Origin of the sequence: Nannocystis bainbridge (assembly GCF_028368995.1) — a bacterium.
GTDB classification, from domain to species: domain Bacteria; phylum Myxococcota_A; class Polyangia; order Nannocystales; family Nannocystaceae; genus Nannocystis; species Nannocystis bainbridge.
Genome location: NZ_JAQNDL010000004.1, coordinates 183,747 through 198,221 on the forward strand (window position 1 = coordinate 183,747; position 14,475 = coordinate 198,221).

Here is a 14,475-nt window from a genome sequence, read left to right on the forward strand (position 1 = left end):
GCTGAAGGGACATGTCCCCCGGGACCTGCCCTCAAGGGCATGGCTCCGGGGACATGTCCGATAGATCCTCTTCGACGCTGAAGTAGCGGAACCCGCCGCCGCCGGTCCAGCCGGCGGCCGCGGTGACGCCGCTCGGATCGCGGCCGTCGACGACGGCGCGCAGGCGGGCGGCGACGAGGCCCTCGCAGTGCTCGCCGCGCTCGACGAGGATCCACGGGCGCCGCAGCTTGTGGGCGACGGCGCCGGTGGTGCCCGAGCCGGCGTAGACGTCGAGGACCCAGTCGCCCGGCCGGGTCGAGAGCTCGAGCACGCGCCGCAGCAGGGCCTCGGGCTTCTTGCCCTTGGGGAAGGCGACGCCGCCCTCGGCGTGCAGGTTGTTCGAGAGCAGGTCGTCCCAGATGGTGGTGAGCGGCTCGCCGGCGATCCGCTGGCCGTCGATGAGCTTGAGCTTGGCGGCGTAGAAGAGGATCCGCTCGCCGCGCACGAAGTAGAAGTCGTCGTGGTCGTCGCGCTCGAGGCGGTGGACGACGTCGGGCTCGGCCTTGCTGCGATCGATCATGGCCCGCGCGGCGGCGCTGACGGCGTTGTAGTCGGGCCGCGCGAGGCGGACGACGGCGTCGGCGCGGGCCAGCACGAACTCGTCGAGGCGCGCCGGCTCGGCCCGCGCCAGCCGCTGGGCGGCGCGCTCGCCCAGGCCGCAGGCGTCGGCGAAGGCGCGCAGCAGGCTGACGAGCCGCCACTCGCGGAAGGGGGCGGCGCGGTCGACGATGAACTGGGCGTACCGGGGGTCGCGCTCGCGGGCGGTGTAGAGCCGCTGCGGGGCCCAGTGCGCGCGGTCGCGGGCGTAGATCAGGACGAAGTTGGAGGTGCTGACGCAGCCGGGGTTGATCGCCTTGTGGCCGGTCGGAGCGCCCTGCTTGAAGGTGACGACGGCGGCCCGGTTGGCGCGGCCGAAGATGTCGTCGAGCAGGACGATCAGGTAGCCGAGCTCGTTGTCGTCGATGTGCACGAACAGGGTGCCGTCGGCGGCGAGCAGCCGGCGCAGGACCTCGAGGCGGGCGCGCATGTCGGCGAGCCAGCGCGCGTGCTCGATGCCGTCGTCGTAGTGGGCGAAGGCGCGGCCGGTGTTGTACGGCGGGTCGATGTAGACGCAGCGGATCCGCCCGGCGAACTCGGGCTCGAGCGCGCGCAAGGCGTCGAGGTTGTCGCCGCGGATCAGGCGGTTGTCGTAGAGGTCACCCGCGACCGCGGGGCCGGCCGCGCGGTGCGACAGCGCGGGCTGCTCGACCAGGCGGCGCGGGTCCACCGGGCGACGCTAGCGCCCCGCGGCGGGAATTTTCAAGCCTCTCGCGCTGGCGCCGCGGCGGGGCGCTCCGCGGGCGTCGGGGCCGGCATGGAGCTGGCCTTGAAGACAGGTCAGGGGATGACGACCTGCGCGGTGGCGCCGCGGCAGACCGGCTCGCAGCCGGGGCCGTTGGGCTGCGACTCGACGTAGGTCGGGGTGATGTTGCCGGCGTAGACGGCCTCCTCGCCGCGGCGGATGGTCAGCTCGACGACCGCGGGGCTGCTCGGGATCAGGACGTCGGCGAAGCCGTGCTGCTCGGGCGGCAGGGCGCAGCCGGACTCGCCGATCTGCACGCGGTCGGCGACGTCGCAGGTCACCGAGGGGCCGGCGTCGCAGGCCCGCAGCGGCAGCGCGCCCTTGCAGGTGACGGGGACGCCGTCGAGCGCGAAGCCGAACGTGTAGTCGCCCGCCGGCCAGCCGCTGCTCGGCTCGAGCGAGATCCGCAGGCCGCCGATGCAGCCGATCTCGGTGCACACCTTGCCGCCGCCGCCGGGGTCGGTGGGCTCGACCTGACCTTTGGAGCATGCTCCAAGGAACAGGCCGAGGGCGAGCTGGACGGGGGCGCGGAGTCGGAGCATGCCCGAGCTTGGCACGGTTCGCGGCGGTGCGCGCGCGGCGAGGCTTTACAGGCGCGGGGCCGGTCCCGTAGCCTCTCGCGGTGCTGCCCGCGTTCGCGCTGATCGCCCTCTACGGGCTGGTGTTCGTGCTCCACCTGATCGTGCCGGCCCGCCGCGTGACCGGCTACGTGCGCGACGAGGCCAGCGGGGCGCCGCTGCGCTACCGCCTCAACGGGCTGCGGGTGATGGCGCTGATGGTCGCGCTGTACTTCGTCGCCGGCGCGACCGGGCTGGTGGCGTGGGACTGGCTGTACGTGCACCGCTGGGACACGCTGGCGACGGCGTGCGGGCTGGGGCTCGCGTTCACGCTGGCGATCGTGCTGCCGGCGGCATCGCGGCGCGGCCTGCTGGCCGATCTGTACCTCGGGCGGCTGGCCAACCCGCAGTGGATCGAGGGCCACGTCGACGCCAAGATGTTCTTGTATCTGATCGGGGCGGTGATGCTGCAGCTCAACCTGCTGTCGTTCGCGGCCCATCACCTGCTGCTGTACCCGGGCGATCCGTCGCCAGGGGTGCTGCTGCACGTGGCGCTGTTCTCGTTCTTCCTGTGGGAGTACCTCAACTTCGAGGAGGTCCACCTCTACACCTACGACTTCGTGGCCGAGCGCGTGGGCTTCAAGCTCGGGTGGGGCTGCCTGACGTTCTATCCGTTCTTCTACGCGGTCGGCCTGTGGACGACGGCGGCCCTGCCGAACCCGCACACGCCGGGGCCGCTGCTGGGCCTGTGCGCGCTGCTGTTCTTCACCGGCTGGACGCTGGCCCGCGGGGCCAACCTGCAGAAGTTCTGGTTCAAGACGCAGCCGAACAAACTGGCGTTCGGATCGATCAAGCCCGAGGTGCTGACGGACGGCGAGAAGACGATCCTGGTCAACGGGTTCTGGGGGCTGTCGCGGCACATCAATTATCTCGGCGAGATCGCGATGGCGTCGGCGCTGGCGCTGTCGCTCGGGCACCCGGGACAGTGGGGGCCGTGGCTTTATCCGCTGTATTATTTGGTGCTGCTGGTGCCGCGGCAGATCGACGACGATCGCCGCTGCCGCGCCAAGTACGGGGCGCTGTGGCATCAATACGAGCGGCGGGTCCGCTGGCGCATCGTGCCCGGGATCTATTGAGGCAGGGGGCGCGGGGGTGGATCCGCTGACCGTGGCCTATGTCGTCGGCGCCGGCATGTCGGCGTGGCTGCTGCATCGCTATCAGCGTGCGGCGGCGCGGCAGCGGCTCGGGCTGGCGCCGCGCTTCGCCGAGGACGCGGAGAGGGTGATCGCGGCGGCGAGCGGGGCGAGTCGCGCCCGCGGTCACCGCTTCCTGGGGTCGCTGCACGTGCTGTACGGGCTGCTGCAGGACCCGCGGATCGCGGCGGCGCTCGGGTCCGCGAGCGCGGCGATCGAGGCGGCGGTGGTGGCGGCGCTCGATCGCGCCGAACCATCGCGGGCGGACGCGGAGGCGCTGGCGCAGACGCTGGCGCAGGCGGCCGCGGTGGCGCGCGCGCGCAGGCGGAGGGTCTCGAGCGTGGACCTGTGGGCCGCACTGACGCGCGCGGACACGGCGGCGTCGCGCATGCTGGCCGACCGGGCGGTCGAGGTGCTGACGATCCTGTGCCACGGGGCGGCGGTGGCGGACTTCGAAGGGCCGGCGAGCTCGATCGTGGCGGTGTTGCGCGACGACGATTACACGCCGCAGGAGTTGGTGGTCGAGGTGCTGACGCGTCACTTCGCGCTGTCGCGCGAGAACGCGGTGGCATGCATGCAGGCGGCCGAGGCGGACGGTCGCGTGATCGTGGGGCGGTTTCCGTCGGCGGAAGGACGGCAGCGGGTCGCGGCGGCGCGGCGATTCGCGCGACAGCAGCGGGCGCCGCTGTGGATCGCGTCCGAACCCTGACGGGGCGGGCGGAGAAACCCGCGAGGTCTCGCGGGTGATGGCGAGGCGTGCGTGCGACGGGTCGTGGTTCGTCGACCTCGCCACGGGGCGATGCGCACGTGGGCCCCAGGGTGCTTGCAGTCGTCCTGTGAAAGCGAGCGATCGTCGGCGCGAACACGTCGGTTGACGGCCGCGATCGGGCCTCGCTAGCGTGGCCGACGGGATGGGATTGTCCGTGAAAAACAACGTATTCGGCCGCGTCGCGCGGCTCTGTCTGCTCTTGCCGGTGGGCGCGTGCGTGTGGACGCCGAACAGCCGCACGTCCCACGAGTCGAGCGCCGCGATCTCGATGCAGGGCTACGCGGCGACCTCGGGCTCGGCGGTGCAGCTGCTGGCGAGGAACTGGAACTCCGGGGCGTTCGAGCTGGTGGACACGGCGACGGCGTCGACCTCGGCGTCGTTCACGGGGCCTGACATGTACGCGTGGTCGAAGACGCTGTCCCTGGCGGCGAAGTTCTGGCGGCCGGATCAGGCCGGCTGTTCGGCGGGGCGCGCCGAGATCCGGGCGGTGGCCGGCGGCGATCCGTTCAGGACGTTCACGGACCCGGCGGGGCGATGCGCGTTCGATAAGGTCGTCATCGACGGCGAGCACCCGGCCGCGGCCGGCAACGCGTGCTCGGACGGCGACGAGGTGATCCTCTTCGACAACAACGGGACCTGCGGGGTGGCCGAGACGGGCGGGCTGGCGACGGTGTACGGGCCGGTCACGGGACCGATCGACGGGGTTTCGGTGACTTGGGAGGTCGTCAGTTATCCGGTGCAGGGCAACACGATCTACGGGCTCATCTGTCGCCCGAGCGCGGCGGGGGCCCATCCGGTGCAGATCTTCAACCACGGCGGTTGGTGGGGCCTCGGCTACGGCGGCGAGCCGGAGGCCTGCGGCAAGTGGGCGGCGAAGGGCTGGGTGGTGGCGATGTCGAGCTACCGCGGCGAGCGCCTGCACCTGGGGCCGAGTCACAGCTGGAAGTCGGGCGGCAGCGTGGAGCTCTGCAACGGCGAGGTGACCGACGTGCTGCGCATGACGGATCTGGTGCTGGCCAAGCCGTACGCCAATTCGTCGAAGGTGTTGATGCACGGGCTGTCGCACGGCGGCTGCATCACGACGCGGGCGGTCCAGCGCGGGGCGCCGGTGCAGGCGGCGATCGACGTCGCCGGGCCGAGCGAGTGGGCGTCGCTCTACGCGTCGCTCGGGTGGTGGCTGGTCGGGGCGTTGCCCACCGATCCGCCGACGACGCCGTTCCCGACGCTGATGGCGGGCTGGGTCGGGACGCCGTCGCTGGTGCCGCGCGCGTACGAGTGGCGCTCGAGCAAGTTCGTCGCGGAAGACCTGGCGGCGCGGACCGACGTCAAGTACCTGCGCATGCAAGGGACGGCCGATACGATCGTGCCGCCGGAGCACGCGTGCAAGCTGGCGAAGGCGGCGTTCGGCTCGGCGGGCAGCAAGAACTGGCACTTTAATAATGCCGCCGGGGTGACGCCGGTGGCGCCGACGGGGTGCACGGCGACGGACGCGAGCCTGACGTGGCAGAGCGGGGCGAAGCCGACGACGAGCTGGCCGGACAACCGCTATGTGTTCGTGTACGACGCGCTGCCGCACGTGGTGGTGCCGGGCGACGGCACGCCGCCGGCGGTGGCGAACGCGTTCGGGGTCGATTACACCAACTTCGTCAATGCGCTCAATTGGGGCGTGGTGTACTGATTCGCGCGAGATGAGCGATCGCGGCGCGGCGCGCGAGCGGAGCGTGGGCCGCGAATCGTGTGACGGCATGATGCATGCGACCACGAGGCGCGGCGAGGGCTGCTGATCCGTGGGCTGCTCGAGCTTCGCAGTCCTCCGCGTCCGGCGGATCCTTGCCGTACGGTGCTAGGATTCGCGGCCGGTCAGGCGGGCCGTCTGCGAGCCCATGAGGGCGACGGCGCGCCGGCGCGGGAACAGGCGCCCGAGCACGAACGCGGCCACCTTGTTGAGGCCGCCGGGCACGGCGCTGGGCGGGCCGCCGAGGGCCTCCAGGGCCTCGGCGACGACGGCGTCGGGCTCCATCGCGCGCGGGCCGTCGGGGCCGCTCGAGCGCTCGAAGCCGGGGGTGCGGGTGGCGCCGGCGCAGCAGACGAGGACGTCGACGCCGCGCGGGCCCAGCTCGTACCACAGAGCTTCCCCGAGAGACAGGTTGAAGGCCTTGCTGGCGCCGTAGGTGGCGACCAGCGGCGAGCCCCAGAAGGCGGTGAGCGAGGACATGAGCAGGAGGCCGCCGCGACCGCGCTGGACGAGGCGCTCGCCGAACACGTGGGCGGCGATCAGGGGGCCGCGACAATTGACGTCGACGATCTTGAGCTTGTCGGCGAGCGGGACGCCGAGGAACGGGCCGACCTGCGACAGGGCGGCGTTGTAGACGCAGAGGCCGACGTCGAGGTCGCGGGTGAGGGCGGCGAGGACCTCGGCGAGGTCGGGGGCGGCGAGGTCGAGGGCGGCGGTGCGGACCTCGACGCGGGCGCGCAAGGGCGAGGCGACGGCCTCGAGGGCGTCGGCCCGGCGCGCGAGCAGGAGGAGGTTGAGGCCGCGCTCGGCGAGGCCGCGGGCGAAGGCGGCGCCGAGGCCCTCGGAGGCGCCGAGCACGACCGCCCAGGGGCCGTACTTGAGGGCGAAGGCGGAGTGGTCGATGGTCGGGTCGGACACGCGCGGGCAGGAGAACACGCCGAGGGGAGGCAGGGCAAGCCGGAACGCGTGGCTTCGAGGATATGTCCCGAGGGACAGGTCATCGCAGGTCGATTGGCTTCAAGGTCATGCCCTGAGAGACATGTCCGTGCGGCGCGAATCGCGTAATGACATGTCTTGAGGGACATGTCCTTCAGGGCTAGCCGTCAGGTCGAGACGACGACGAGGAGGAACATCTGCTCGGTGACGCCGCCGTTGCCGTCGTCGACGCTGAGGACGACGGGGTGCTCGCCGATGTCCTCGCTGGTGACCGACCACGAGAGCACGTTGGAGACGGGGTCGAGGAGCATGTCGGGCGGGCCGGACACGAGGGCGTAGGTGAGCGGGTCGCCGTCGGGGTCGGAGGCGACGAGCTGGTAGAACCACGAGACGGGCGGGTCGCCGGCGAGCACGGTGCCGGAGATGGCGAGGCCGAACGGGCCGAACAGGCCGGGGTCGTTGGCCGAGGTCAGCGGCTGGCCGTCGGGCGCGAACTTGAAGATGTCGGCGGGCAGGGTGCCGCCGCCGTTCTCGTAGTCGGAGGTGTAGATGTTGCCCTCGTTGTCGACGCGCAGCGGGACAGGGAAGGCGTCGTTGGGCTGGTCGAAGGTGCCGAGCTTCTCGGCGGTGGCGACGTCGTAGCGCACGAGGTCGCCGGCGGCGGCGACGAGCTCGCCGTTGGCGTTGAACTGTAAGCCCTCGAAGTTGCCCGGGTTGCCGGCGCCGCTGAGCGTGCCGATCCACGGGAACTGATCGAAGTCGGCGAAATCGGCGACGTGGATGGTGTTGTCGGTCTGGCTGGCGAGGTAGAGCCGACCCTTGCCGTCGAAGGTGATGCCGGTCAGCTGGCCCGCGCCGGGCGGCAGCGGGATCTGCTGGGCGAACGCGTAGTCCATCGCGTCGTATTGATTGAGCTTGTCGGTGCCGCCGGTGGCGGTGGTGGTGTAGAGATTGCCGCGCGGGTCGAAGATGACGTTCTCGGTCGCCTCGCTGGCGACCTTGGGGTACACGGCGTATTCGACGCCGTAGTCGCTGAACTCGACGAAGCTGCTGTAGCCGGCGACGACCAAGTTGCCGCGCGAGTTGAAGGAGGCGCCGTTGGGGCCGTAGGTGTAGAGGTCCGAGTCGACCTCGCTGAAGGCCGGGTGAGTGAAGGCCTGGATGAAGGCGAGGCTGTTGCCGTCGTAGACGCGGATCTCGTCGGTGCGCGAGGAGGCGAGGAAGATCTGGCCCGGGGCGAAGTTGCTCTGGAACAGCTCCTCGATCACGATCTCGGGGACCGGCTCGGACTCCCACACCGGCGGTTGATTGACGCCCGGCTCGGTGGCAGTGCCAGGATCGGTGGTGACGGTGCCCGTGGTGCCCGGATCGGTGGTGCCGGTCATCGTCTCGCCGGCGGTGCCGGTGGGCGCTTCGGTGGTGGTGGGCGCGTCGGTGGACGCTTCGCCGGTGGTGGTCGGGCCGGGCGGCGACGTGGTCGCCATGGTCGCGGTCCCGCTGTCGCTGGTGCGGCCGCCGTCGTCACCACATCCGCCGAGCATCACGCCTGCACACACCCACGTTCCGATCGATCGCCTCACCATCACGAGTCCCTCCGCGGTCGGCAGGGTACAGCATCGTGCGCGAGGGCGGCTGCGCAGCGGCTTGCGCGACCCGCATGCTGGGGCTCAGGAGCAGGCCTAGGCGGTCGGTGGCGCGAGGTCGCCGAGCGGGGCGTGGTCGAGCCAATTTTCGATGCAGGCCAGCAGCTCGGCGAAGCTGTCGGTGGCGAAGCTGGCGAGCTGGTGGTCCCAGTCGGGATCGAGCAGGACGAGGCGGTAGCCGGTGCGATAGAAGCCGGCGTCGAGGTGGAGCTCGCGCGCGGGATCGTCGGGACCGGGCGGGTAGGCGCCGTCGAGCGGCGGCAGCCGGACGAGCCACAGGAGGTCCTCGCTGTCGTTGATGTCGAGGCTGCCGTCAGGCAAGCGCCGGGCGAGGAGGGCGTTGTGGCGCACGGCCCATCCGCTCGGGATCCGCAGAGGAACGAGATGCCACTCGGGGCCGACGAGGTCGAGGACGTGCACGCGGCGAGCGTAGGGCGCCCGGCGGCGCGCGGCGAGGAGCCTGCGCCCGCGCCGGGCCCGGCGGCGGTCGTCGAGGGCCGCGCGGGCGCGGAGGTGCGCGCGGCGATCGAATGCGCGACACTGCGGTCCGGAGGCCCGATGACGCTCATCACCCCACGCGTACGTGCGCGCGGCCGGCGGCTCGGCACACGCTGGCCGCGGAGCATGGGGGTCGAGAGCTGCGATGTTACGATGGCGGAGGAGATGGCGCGGTCGGGCATTCGCGGTCGCCGTGAGGTGGATGGAATGACCAGGAAATTTTTCGGCGTGATCTGCTTCCTCGCGCTCGCGTGCCGGGGTGAGGCGCCCCGCGAGCCCGCGACGGCTGACGGGCGGGCGGGGCGCGGGCAGGCGGCGGCGCCGGGAGCGAGTCGCGCCTCGATCTGCCCGCTGGTGCCCGCGCGCACCGAGCCTCACGGTGTCGCGGGGGACTACCAGCGCCGGCGAGACGAAGTGAGCGGGACGGAGATCTGGGAGCACCGCGCCACGGGGGCGCGGCCGACCGGTCCGGAGCTGACGGCGCGCCTCGACGACGCGCAGCGGGATCGTCTGAGCGCGGTCCAAGGGGTCAACGGGCACGGGATCGCGATGTGCTGCGAACCGGGGCTGCAGGTCGGCTATGCGTGCCTGCTGGTGACGGCGGAGCCGGCCGAGCTCGACGCGGAGGAGCTGGCGCGCGAGCTGGCGGCCATGTTCGCGCGGGCGAGCGACCTCGACTACGAGGTCATCGTGTTCCCCGAAGGGCTGGGGCGCTGAGGGGCGGTGGCTTCCCGAAACAATGGCCCTTGGGTCATGTCCAGTCGGACATGTCTTTTTTGACATGTCCTGAGGGGCATTTCTTTTCGGACATGCGGCGTCACTGCCCGAGGAACCACGGGGTGGCGACGGCGGAGCGGCACTGCCAGTTGAAGCTGCGCATGTGCGGGACCTCGGCGTTGTCGCGGAAGCCGAGCACGAGGTCCTCGGCGGTCTGGCGCAGGGCGTCGTCGCCGGCGCCGTCGTGGTGATACGCCATGGCGACGACGTAGGCGCTCTCGCCCCAGTGCTCGTCGTAGTCGTCGACGGCGCCGTTGCCGTCGCCGACGCCCATCCAATAAAAAGGCTTGCCGTCGGGGTCGAGGCCGTCGCGGGCGATGACGCGGCCGAGCTTGACGATCGCGGCGCGGGCGGCGTCGGCCTGAGCGCCGGGCGAGTCGGTGGCGTACTGATCGAGGCCGTCGGCGAGGATGGCGCTGAGCCACGGCGAGCAGCCCCAGAAGCCGAAGTCCTCGTCGGCGGCGCCGTCGGTGTGGGCGAAGCAGCGGGCGTCGGGGTCGTCGTAGCCGGGCGGGTAGCTGGCCTGGATGTCGAGGTAGGCGGTGACGGCAGCGTCGGCGAGGTCGCGGAATTGCTGGGCCCGATCGTCGGAGACGTTCATGGCCCAGACGTGGGCGAGCAGGCCGAAGCCGGCGTGGCGCTCGGTCCAGAAGCCGTCGTCGCCGGCGTACGCGGGGTCCCACAGGTCGGCGAAGGCCTCGGCGACGTCCTCGGCGCTCTCGCGGAAGCGGTCGTCGCCGGTCATGAGGTAATGCAGGGCCAGGTTCTGCGAATAATAGTACTTGGCGTCTCCGGTCTTGCCGGGCACGCCGATGGTGGTATTCGGGCCCTGGCCGGCGAGGCCGTCGCGATAGATCGTGGTCTCGAGGTAGGCCGAGCGCAGGGTCGAGAGGTCGCCGCGGCGGGCGTGGCCGCGATAGTGGATGGTGCCGCGATCGTAGAGCCAGACGTCGGCGGAGCCCATGGCGCCGAGGAAGGCGTCGTGACCCCATTGATCGTGGTCGCAGGCGTCGGTCCAGGCCTGGGCAGGGGTGCCCGCGACGGCGGCGGCGGTGGCGAGCGGGCCGGCAAACCCGCTGGCGGTCAACCATTCGGCGGGCAGCAGGGCCCAGACGCGCGGGCCGGTGGCGTCGTCGACGAGGGTGTCGGCGACCGGGACGGGATCGAGGCTGCCTGCGGTCGGGGCGAGGTCGAGGGAGACCTCGAGGTCGGTCTCGCCGGCGAGCGAGAGGTCGAGCTGGATCTGCATGCTGCGCCAACTGCCGTCAGGGTGACGCGCCAGGCCGCGCAGGGCGGTCGCCAGCTCGGTGCCGGCGTGCCGGACCTGGACCCGGGTGTCGTCGGCGAGGACGCCGGGCGCGAGCGGGACGGCGAAGTTGATGCGCTGGTCGCCGCTGACGCCAGGCTGCGGGACGAGGTGGACGACGATCGTGGTGGCCTGCCCGCCGGTGGTGGTGTCGTCGGTGGTGGTGCTGTCGGTGGTGGTGACCGGGGCGTCGGTGGGATCGACGGTCGAGCTGGTGGTGGGATCGGGTAGATCGCCGGTGGTCGAGGCGGTCGGGTCGTCGGTGGCGGCGCCGGTCGGGGCGTTCGTGGTGGGTCCGGGATCGGTGGTGGCGTCGGTGCCGGTGCCGGTTTCGCTGGTGTCGCCGGGATCGCCGGGGCAGGCGGAACAGACGGTCATTGCTGCGACGAGGATGCCCATTGCAGGCAGGGAACGGACTGGCATGATTCGCCTCCGCGCGGCACCGTAGCCGATCATAGGACGAGGCGCGCGGGGCCGCGGGCCCCCGAGGGCGGATGGGCGCGGCTGTGGCGAGGATGGGAGCGAGGTTGAGGGTCGAGGCGCCACCGAGCGATCATCACCGCGCGAGCGGGAAGGCTCGCGCGGTCGCGTTGGCGAGCGGGAGGTTCGAGCCGCGCACGTCGGTGGGCGCGCGCTGGCGGCCGTGTTGGTGCGGGCGAGCGACCTCGACTACGAGGTCCTCGTGTTCGCCGAAGGGTTCGCGCACTTCCGGGGCCGGAGCGATCGGTAGGCGTGGCTTTCAGGACATGTCCTTGGGGACATGACTCAAAAGCACTGTCACAGCGGGACGACCGGGCTGACGACCGGGAAGTGCAGCACGAGGTCGTAGGCGAGGGCGGGGCTGAGGCGGGACCAGACGACGCTGGAGAGCGGCCAGCGGGCGAAGGCGGGCCGGTAGGCGACGCCGAGGTTGCGCACGTGCTGCTCCCATTCGAACCACCGCGCGACCACGCTGTCGGCGGGGAGGCGGCGCAGGTCGAGCAGGTATGGGTCGCGCGGGCCGGCCAGCGTGGCCTCGAAGGTGCCGCGCGGCGGGGCGGGGACGCGGTACACGCCGAGCGGGTTGGCGAAGCCGGGCTCCTCGCTGCCGATCCGGCCGGCGCGGTAGGCGGCGAACGAGCCTGTCTGAAAGGTCATGTGCATGGGGACATACGCGGGTCCGAACCGGCGCCGCAGGTGCTCGCCCATGCTCGGCGGGCTGCGGCGGCCGTTGGGCAGCAGGGTGGTGCTGGCGGCCACGTGGCCGCTGTGGGCGACGAGCGCCAGGGTCTCGCCGGGGCGGGCCCGCTCGCGGAACCAGGCGACGTTGTCGGCCATGACGCGGTCGCGGTCGGTGGGCGCGGGGAAGCTGCCGAGCGCGCGATCGATGCTGGCGAGCAAGAGGTCGAGGCGGTGCACGGCTTCGCCCCAGGCGTCGGGGTCGTACGCGCGGGTGTAGGCGTCGCGGTGGGCGAGGAGGTGGGCGCGCTCGGCCGCGACGGCGGCGCGCAGGCGAGCGCCGTCGTCGGCCTGATGGTCGGCCCACGGGGCGCGCAGCAGGGCCAGCGCGGCCTCGGTCTGCGCGGCGTGGGGCGGATCGACGGCGCGCACGTAGGCGAGGACGTGCTCGCCGCAGCCGATGCTGCAGGACACGTCGAGGCCGCCGAGGCGGACCTGCCGCGCGGGCGGGAGGTCGCGGTTGTGGGCCCGGACCCACTCGAGCAATTCGTCGAGGTCGCGGGTGGCGACGACGTCGCTGCCGAGCTCGGGGCGCGCTCCGCCGCGCACGTAGGCGTCGAGCTGCGCGATCCATTGGTAGGAGGTCTCGAACAGGACGGTGAGCGGCTCGGGCCGGGCGGCGAGGCACTTCACGACGGCGAGCTGGGCGGCCCGCAGCTCGTGCACGCCGTGGCTGCTCTCGCCGAGGCCGAGGATGGCGCCGGGCGGGACGGCGTCGCAGACGGGGGCCATGGCGAGGCGGCCGTCAGCGTCGACGACAGGGACGGCGTGGTCGGCGATCCAGCCGGCGATCTCGGGCTGCACGGGTCGCCAGGGCCTGTCGGCGCCAGTCCACGGGGAGCACGCGAGCAGCAGCGGCAAGCACCCGGCGAGCAGGCGAGGCGAAGACATGCGGGCCGAGGACCGCAGGTGTGGTGAATTATTCCCTCGCGGGGGCGGGCGCGGAGGCGTGACGCGGGGACGACGAATCATTCCCGCACCGGCGTGACGTGCGGCCGCTGGCGCTGCGAAATTTCCTCGCGCGCAGGCCCGGGCGCACGCGCTTCGCGGCTGGTGGCGGCGGCGAGCGGGGTCTATAAGAGCAGAGCATGAAGCTCCACGGATTTTGGCGCAGCACGTCGACCTGGCGGGTGCGGATCGCTCTGGCGTACAAGAACCTGGCCCACGAGTATGTGCCAGTCGACCTGCTGGCGGGCGAGGGGGCGCAGAACTCGCTGGAGCACCGCCAGCTCAATCCGATGGCGCAGGTGCCGGTGCTCGAGCTCGAGCAGGGGCTCTACCTGACGCAGTCGATCGCGATCCTGGAGTACCTCGAGGAGCGGTGGCCGAAGCCGCCGCTGCTGCCGCGCGATCCGCTGGCGCGGGTGCGGGTGCGGCAATTGACGGAGGTGGTCAACGCGGGGATCCAGCCGCTGCAGAACACGGGGGTGGAGCGGCATGTGGCGTCGCTCGGGGCCGACCCCTCGGCGTGGATCCAACGCTTCGTCGGCCGGGGGCTGGCGGCGCTCGAGGCGATGACGCTGCCGCTGGCGGGGCGGTACAGCGTCGGCGACGCGCTGACGTTCGCCGATCTGACGCTGGTGCCCGAGCTGGCGTTCGCCCGCCGGGTCGGGGTCGACCTGTCGCGCCTGCCGACGCTGCTGCGCGTCGAGGCCAACTGCGCGCAGCTCGACTGTTTTAAAAAGGCCCACGCGGACGCGCAGCCGGACGCGCCGCGCTGAGCGGAATTCTCGGGGCAGGACGACATGCCCCGAGGGGCATGTCTCATGGAGAATGTCTGAACGGGCATGTCTGAACGGGCATGGTCTAAGAGACATGTCGTGAAGGGCAGCCCGTCCCGCGGGGCGCGTCGTGCGGGCGTGGCGGGGGCTCAGGGCGAGCTTCGTGGGACTCGATAGCGTGGGGCGTCCCGTGGTCCATGGCTGGGCTAGTTCGCGCCGGTCGCCTCCGCGCGCCCGCGCCCGCCTGGTGACGGGCTCGCGTTCGCGGTATCCCATGTTCGCCATGCATCAGCCCGACTCGCTCGAAGCCCGCCTTCACGTCCTGGAGACGACGGTCCGTCGCCTCCGCCTCTCCACGCTGGGCCTGGTGGGTCTGCTGTTCGCGCTCGTGACCTGCGGCAGCGGCGGCGGGTACAGCGAGAGCAGCACGCGGGAGCAGCTCGGTGTCTTGATGGCGCGGGAGATCCGCGTCGGCGACGAGCGGGCCGCCGTCCACATCGTCGGCCACGAGATCCGCATGCAGCGGCCCGACAGCGGGACCGTGACGATCGAGGCCAACCGGATCCGCTTCCTCGCGGCCGACGGCAGCGAGCGCGCCACTTTCATCGTCGACGGCACGGCGCAGCTGGTGGCACAGCAGCCCGAAGGGCCGGCCAAGGTCTGGCCGTGAGCGGCAGGCTCCGTGCGCGCGAGTTCCCGGGGGGAACCACGCGTGGAGGAGCCGCCGTCGTCGCGCTGCGG

14 protein-coding genes are annotated in these 14,475 nt (G+C 72.0%); 6 read left to right on the forward strand and 8 right to left on the reverse strand.

Annotated elements, in window-relative coordinates:
- Window positions 1-31: 31 nt before the first annotated feature.
- Together POL25_RS38135 and POL25_RS38140 are read right to left on the reverse strand one after the other, a co-directional pair.
- Window positions 32-1,306 carry a site-specific DNA-methyltransferase gene (locus tag POL25_RS38135; RefSeq protein WP_272091311.1) on the reverse strand — a complete coding sequence of 425 codons (1,275 nt, stop codon included), beginning with the start codon at window positions 1,304-1,306 and terminating at the stop codon, window positions 32-34.
- Between the two features lie 110 nt (window positions 1,307-1,416).
- Window positions 1,417-1,923 carry a hypothetical protein gene (locus POL25_RS38140; protein ID WP_272091312.1) on the reverse strand — a complete coding sequence of 169 codons (507 nt, stop codon included), beginning with the start codon at window positions 1,921-1,923 and terminating at the stop codon, window positions 1,417-1,419.
- A gap of 80 nt (window positions 1,924-2,003) precedes the next feature.
- Between POL25_RS38140 and POL25_RS38145 the strand changes: the two genes are divergently transcribed.
- From POL25_RS38145 to POL25_RS38155, 3 genes are all read left to right on the forward strand, one after another.
- On the forward strand, window positions 2,004-3,074 hold the full coding sequence (locus tag POL25_RS38145) for a phosphatidylethanolamine N-methyltransferase family domain-containing protein (protein WP_272091313.1): 1,071 nt from the start codon (window positions 2,004-2,006) through the stop codon (window positions 3,072-3,074).
- Between the two features lie 31 nt (window positions 3,075-3,105).
- On the forward strand, window positions 3,106-3,840 hold the full coding sequence (locus POL25_RS38150; RefSeq protein ID WP_272091314.1) for an ATP-dependent Clp protease adaptor ClpS: 735 nt from the start codon (window positions 3,106-3,108) through the stop codon (window positions 3,838-3,840).
- 214 nt (window positions 3,841-4,054) lie between these two features.
- Window positions 4,055-5,578, forward strand: a complete 1,524-nt coding sequence (locus POL25_RS38155) for an alpha/beta hydrolase family protein (RefSeq protein ID WP_272091315.1) — start codon at window positions 4,055-4,057, stop codon at window positions 5,576-5,578.
- Between the two features lie 165 nt (window positions 5,579-5,743).
- Here the strand turns inward: POL25_RS38155 and POL25_RS38160 are convergent, their stop codons facing one another.
- The 3 genes from POL25_RS38160 to POL25_RS38170 all read right to left on the reverse strand — a co-directional run bounded on the left by POL25_RS38160 (window position 5,744) and on the right by POL25_RS38170 (window position 8,634).
- Window positions 5,744-6,553, reverse strand: coding sequence for an SDR family NAD(P)-dependent oxidoreductase (locus POL25_RS38160; RefSeq protein WP_272091316.1), 810 nt, complete (start codon window positions 6,551-6,553; stop codon window positions 5,744-5,746).
- A gap of 185 nt (window positions 6,554-6,738) precedes the next feature.
- A complete protein-coding gene (locus tag POL25_RS38165; protein ID WP_272091317.1) occupies window positions 6,739-8,112 on the reverse strand; it encodes a hypothetical protein in 1,374 nt (457 codons plus the stop codon).
- Between the two features lie 138 nt (window positions 8,113-8,250).
- On the reverse strand, window positions 8,251-8,634 hold the full coding sequence (locus POL25_RS38170; RefSeq protein WP_272091318.1) for a hypothetical protein: 384 nt from the start codon (window positions 8,632-8,634) through the stop codon (window positions 8,251-8,253).
- On the opposite strand from POL25_RS38170, the gene POL25_RS38175 reads away from it, so the two are divergent.
- Window positions 8,629-9,429 carry a hypothetical protein gene (locus tag POL25_RS38175; protein ID WP_272091319.1) on the forward strand — a complete coding sequence of 267 codons (801 nt, stop codon included), beginning with the start codon at window positions 8,629-8,631 and terminating at the stop codon, window positions 9,427-9,429. The genes POL25_RS38170 and POL25_RS38175 overlap by 6 nt on opposite strands.
- Window positions 9,430-9,529: 100 nt before the next feature.
- On the opposite strand, the gene POL25_RS38180 is transcribed toward POL25_RS38175, so the two are convergent.
- From POL25_RS38180 to POL25_RS38190, 3 genes are all read right to left on the reverse strand, one after another.
- Complete coding sequence (locus tag POL25_RS38180; protein WP_272091320.1) at window positions 9,530-11,173, reverse strand: hypothetical protein; 1,644 nt, start codon at window positions 11,171-11,173, stop codon at window positions 9,530-9,532.
- A 178-nt stretch (window positions 11,174-11,351) separates the two neighbouring features.
- Window positions 11,352-11,501 carry a hypothetical protein gene (locus POL25_RS38185; RefSeq protein WP_272091321.1) on the reverse strand — a complete coding sequence of 50 codons (150 nt, stop codon included), beginning with the start codon at window positions 11,499-11,501 and terminating at the stop codon, window positions 11,352-11,354.
- A gap of 71 nt (window positions 11,502-11,572) precedes the next feature.
- Window positions 11,573-12,904, reverse strand: coding sequence for an erythromycin esterase family protein (locus POL25_RS38190; protein WP_272091322.1), 1,332 nt, complete (start codon window positions 12,902-12,904; stop codon window positions 11,573-11,575).
- A 197-nt stretch (window positions 12,905-13,101) separates the two neighbouring features.
- Here POL25_RS38190 and maiA point away from each other — a divergent pair, with 197 nt between their 5' ends.
- On the forward strand, window positions 13,102-13,734 hold the full coding sequence (gene maiA / locus POL25_RS38195; protein WP_272091323.1) for a maleylacetoacetate isomerase: 633 nt from the start codon (window positions 13,102-13,104) through the stop codon (window positions 13,732-13,734).
- Window positions 13,735-14,017: 283 nt separating this feature from the next.
- On the forward strand, window positions 14,018-14,404 hold the full coding sequence (locus POL25_RS38200) for a hypothetical protein (protein ID WP_272091324.1): 387 nt from the start codon (window positions 14,018-14,020) through the stop codon (window positions 14,402-14,404).
- The last annotated feature ends 71 nt before the right edge of the window (window positions 14,405-14,475 follow it).

What these genes read in the sequence shown, in the direction of transcription:
- POL25_RS38140 (WP_272091312.1), bottom strand. Translation starts at nt 1,923, where the DNA reads ATGCTCCGACTCCGCGCCCCCGTCCAGCTCGCCCTCGGCCTGTTCCTT.
- POL25_RS38165 (WP_272091317.1), bottom strand. Translation starts at nt 8,112, where the DNA reads ATGCTCGGCGGATGTGGTGACGACGGCGGCCGCACCAGCGACAGCGGG.
- POL25_RS38180 (WP_272091320.1), bottom strand. Translation starts at nt 11,173, where the DNA reads ATGACCGTCTGTTCCGCCTGCCCCGGCGATCCCGGCGACACCAGCGAA.
- POL25_RS38190 (WP_272091322.1), bottom strand. Translation starts at nt 12,904, where the DNA reads ATGTCTTCGCCTCGCCTGCTCGCCGGGTGCTTGCCGCTGCTGCTCGCG.
- maiA (WP_272091323.1), top strand. Translation starts at nt 13,102, where the DNA reads ATGAAGCTCCACGGATTTTGGCGCAGCACGTCGACCTGGCGGGTGCGG.
- POL25_RS38200 (WP_272091324.1), top strand. Translation starts at nt 14,018, where the DNA reads ATGCATCAGCCCGACTCGCTCGAAGCCCGCCTTCACGTCCTGGAGACG.